2 protein-coding genes and 1 pseudogene are annotated in these 2606 nt (G+C 64.2%); all 3 read right to left on the bottom strand.

What is annotated here, in order from left to right; genetic code table 11:
- Positions 1–92: 92 nt before the first annotated feature.
- The gene (purF, locus tag FCU66_RS40220; protein WP_109662803.1) at positions 93–1562 is read right to left on the bottom strand and encodes an amidophosphoribosyltransferase; all 1470 of its coding nucleotides are present in this window, start codon (positions 1560–1562) and stop codon (positions 93–95) included.
- 104 nt (positions 1563–1666) lie between these two features.
- A complete protein-coding gene (locus FCU66_RS40215; protein ID WP_109662805.1) occupies positions 1667–2335 on the bottom strand; it encodes a CvpA family protein in 669 nt (222 codons plus the stop codon).
- 85 nt (positions 2336–2420) lie between these two features.
- Positions 2421–2606, bottom strand: a pseudogene (locus FCU66_RS41745) (DNA repair protein RadA); the annotation flags it as partial.

Here is a 2606-nt window from a genome sequence, read left to right as displayed (position 1 = left end):
CAAGGGGGGAGATCGGCTGTTTCGAGGAGGGCGCGACAAAGCGATCGCGGCGAAATTTGCAAACCGGCGAAATTCACGGTTGCCGCAAGAGCCTACGTCCCGCTCGTCGCCAGCAGCGACAGCGTGCGCACATTGTCGTGGCCTTCGAAGTCGAGCAGGCGGGTCGGGTACTGGCCGGTGAAGCAGGCATCGCAGAATTGCGGCTGGTCGTTGTCGCGGCTGGCCTCGCCGACGGCGCGGTAGAGTCCGTCGATGGAGAGGAACCCAAGCGAATCGACGCGGATGAACTCGGCCATCTCCTCTACCGACATGCGCGATGCCAGAAGCTTCGATTTCTCCGGCGTGTCGACGCCGTAGAAGCAGGAGGCGCGTGTCGGCGGCGAGGCGATGCGCATATGCACTTCCTTGGCACCGGCGTCGCGCACCATCTGCACGATCTTCTGGCTGGTGGTGCCGCGCACGATACTGTCGTCGACCAGCACCACGCGCTTGCCCTCGATCATGCGGCGGTTGGCATTGTGCTTCAGCTTGACGCCCATGTGGCGGATCGAATCGCCGGGCTGGATGAAGGTGCGGCCGACATAGTGGTTGCGGATGATGCCGAGCTCGAAGGGAATGCCGGCCGCCTGGCTGAAGCCGATCGCCGCCGGCGTGCCCGAATCCGGCACCGGCACGACGATGTCGGCCTCGACCGGGCTTTCGACCGCCAGCTCGGCGCCGATGCGCTTGCGCACCTCATAGACGTTGCGGCCTTCGACCGAGGAATCCGGCCGCGCGAAATAGACATATTCGAAGATGCAGAAGCGGGTCTTCTGCGGCTCGAAGGGGAACAGGCTTTCAATGCCCTTGGACGTCACGACGACCATCTCGCCGGGCTTCAGGTCGCGCACGAAACGCGCGCCGATGATGTCGAGCGCGCAGGTTTCGGAGGCCAGGATCCAGGCGCCGTCGAGATCGCCCAGCACCAGCGGCCGGATGCCGAGCGGGTCGCGGCAGCCGATCATCTTCTTGGCCGTCATCGCCACCAGCGAGAACGCGCCCTCGACCTGCCGCACCGCATCGATGAAACGCGAGTTCAGATCGCGCTCCTTGCTGGTGGCGACAAGGTGCAAAAGCGTCTCGGTATCGGAGGTCGAGGAGAAGATCGCGCCCTGCTTCTGCAGAGCGCGCTGCACGGTCATGGCATTGGTCAGATTGCCGTTATGGGCGACGGCGAAGCCGCCATCGGCCAACTCGGCGAAGAAAGGCTGGATGTTGCGCATGCCGGCGCCGCCAGTGGTGGCATAGCGTGTATGGCCGATGGCGCGGTTGCCTTGCAGACTGTCGATGACGCGCTGCTTGGTGAAGGTGTCGCCGATCAGGCCGACATGGCGTTCAACATGGAACTGGCTGCCGTCGTAGGAAACGATGCCGGCCGCTTCCTGTCCGCGGTGCTGCAGCGCATGCAGGCCCAGTGTGACGATGGCCGCTGCATCCTGCCGGCCGAAAATGCCGAACACGCCGCATTCGTCGTGGAAATGGTCGTCGGCCTCGGCGGAAAGCACGTCGTCTGCGTCTGCCATCTTAAGCTCCGCTAAAATCGCCATATAGTGCGGGTTCGCGTCGAAAGCAACGCGCGCCGTGCAGCCGCTCACACCATCGTTAGGTCCTGACGCCGTTTTCGGCGTCAGTTTGCCGGTGCAGCCGGCGCCGGATTGGCCGGCGCGTTGTCCGCCGGCGGTGTTGCAGCATCATCGTCAGGCGCCGGCGTGTTGGCATCGTCGCCACCTGCTGGAGCGTCCGCCGCCGGTGCGTCCGGAGCTGCGGGCGTCTCTGCGGCCGGCTGATTCGGGTTGAGCTTCTTGAGGATGGCGTTTTCCGGATCCTCGGGCAGCAGGCTTTCGAGCTTGGCGCCGATCTGCTCGAGCAGCGGCCGCGACTTGGCATCCGTGACCCAGGCTGGAGCCTTGGCGCCAGCCAGCCAGTTGAAGAACAGCAGGGCGACGGCGACGACGAGTATACCGCGCGCGGCGCCGTAGAGGAAACCCAGCGTGCGATCGAGCGCGCCGATCCTGGAATCGATGATCCAGTCGGCGAGCTTCATGGTGATCACCGAGACGACGATCAGCGCGATGATGAAGACGACGCCGGCGGAGGCCGCCATGGCGATCTTTTCATTCTCGATGTAGGGCTTGAGGTAAGGCAGAACCGGCTTGTAGAAGAAGAACGCCGCCGCTGCCGCTGCTGCCCAGGAAACGACGGACAGGATTTCGCGCGAGAAGCCGCGAACCATGGCGAGCATCGCCGAGACCAGAGTGAAGCCGACGAGAATTCCGTCAAGCAGCGTAATCGGCATGTCTTTCGCCCCACTCCATGAGCCGCATTATAGCGCGGAGCATCGGGTTTCCCCAAAACCGGTTCCCGCTTTCGGGTCCGATGCTCTAATCTTCTTCGTCCACGCGGCTTCGGCGTGAGCCGGCTATGCGTGCCACGAGGTCGGCAAGCTCGGTCGGCTGGAAAGAACCGGCCCCGATCCCCCCGGCCAGTTCCCCGCTGCCCGAGGGCAGAACCGCGCTTCCAAAACCCAGCTTTTCGGCTTCCTTGAGGCGCTGTTGCGCATGCGCAAC

It is taken from the genome of Mesorhizobium norvegicum, assembly GCF_004919685.1.
GTDB classification, from domain to species: Bacteria; Pseudomonadota; Alphaproteobacteria; order Rhizobiales; family Rhizobiaceae; genus Mesorhizobium; species Mesorhizobium norvegicum.
This window is presented reverse-complemented; position numbering and strand designations above follow the sequence as displayed.

Excerpts from the sequence above, each read along its gene's own strand:
- FCU66_RS40215 (WP_109662805.1), bottom strand. The coding sequence starts at position 2,335 with ATGCCGATTACGCTGCTTGACGGAATTCTCGTCGGCTTCACTCTGGTC.
- purF (WP_109662803.1), bottom strand. The coding sequence starts at position 1,562 with ATGGCAGACGCAGACGACGTGCTTTCCGCCGAGGCCGACGACCATTTC.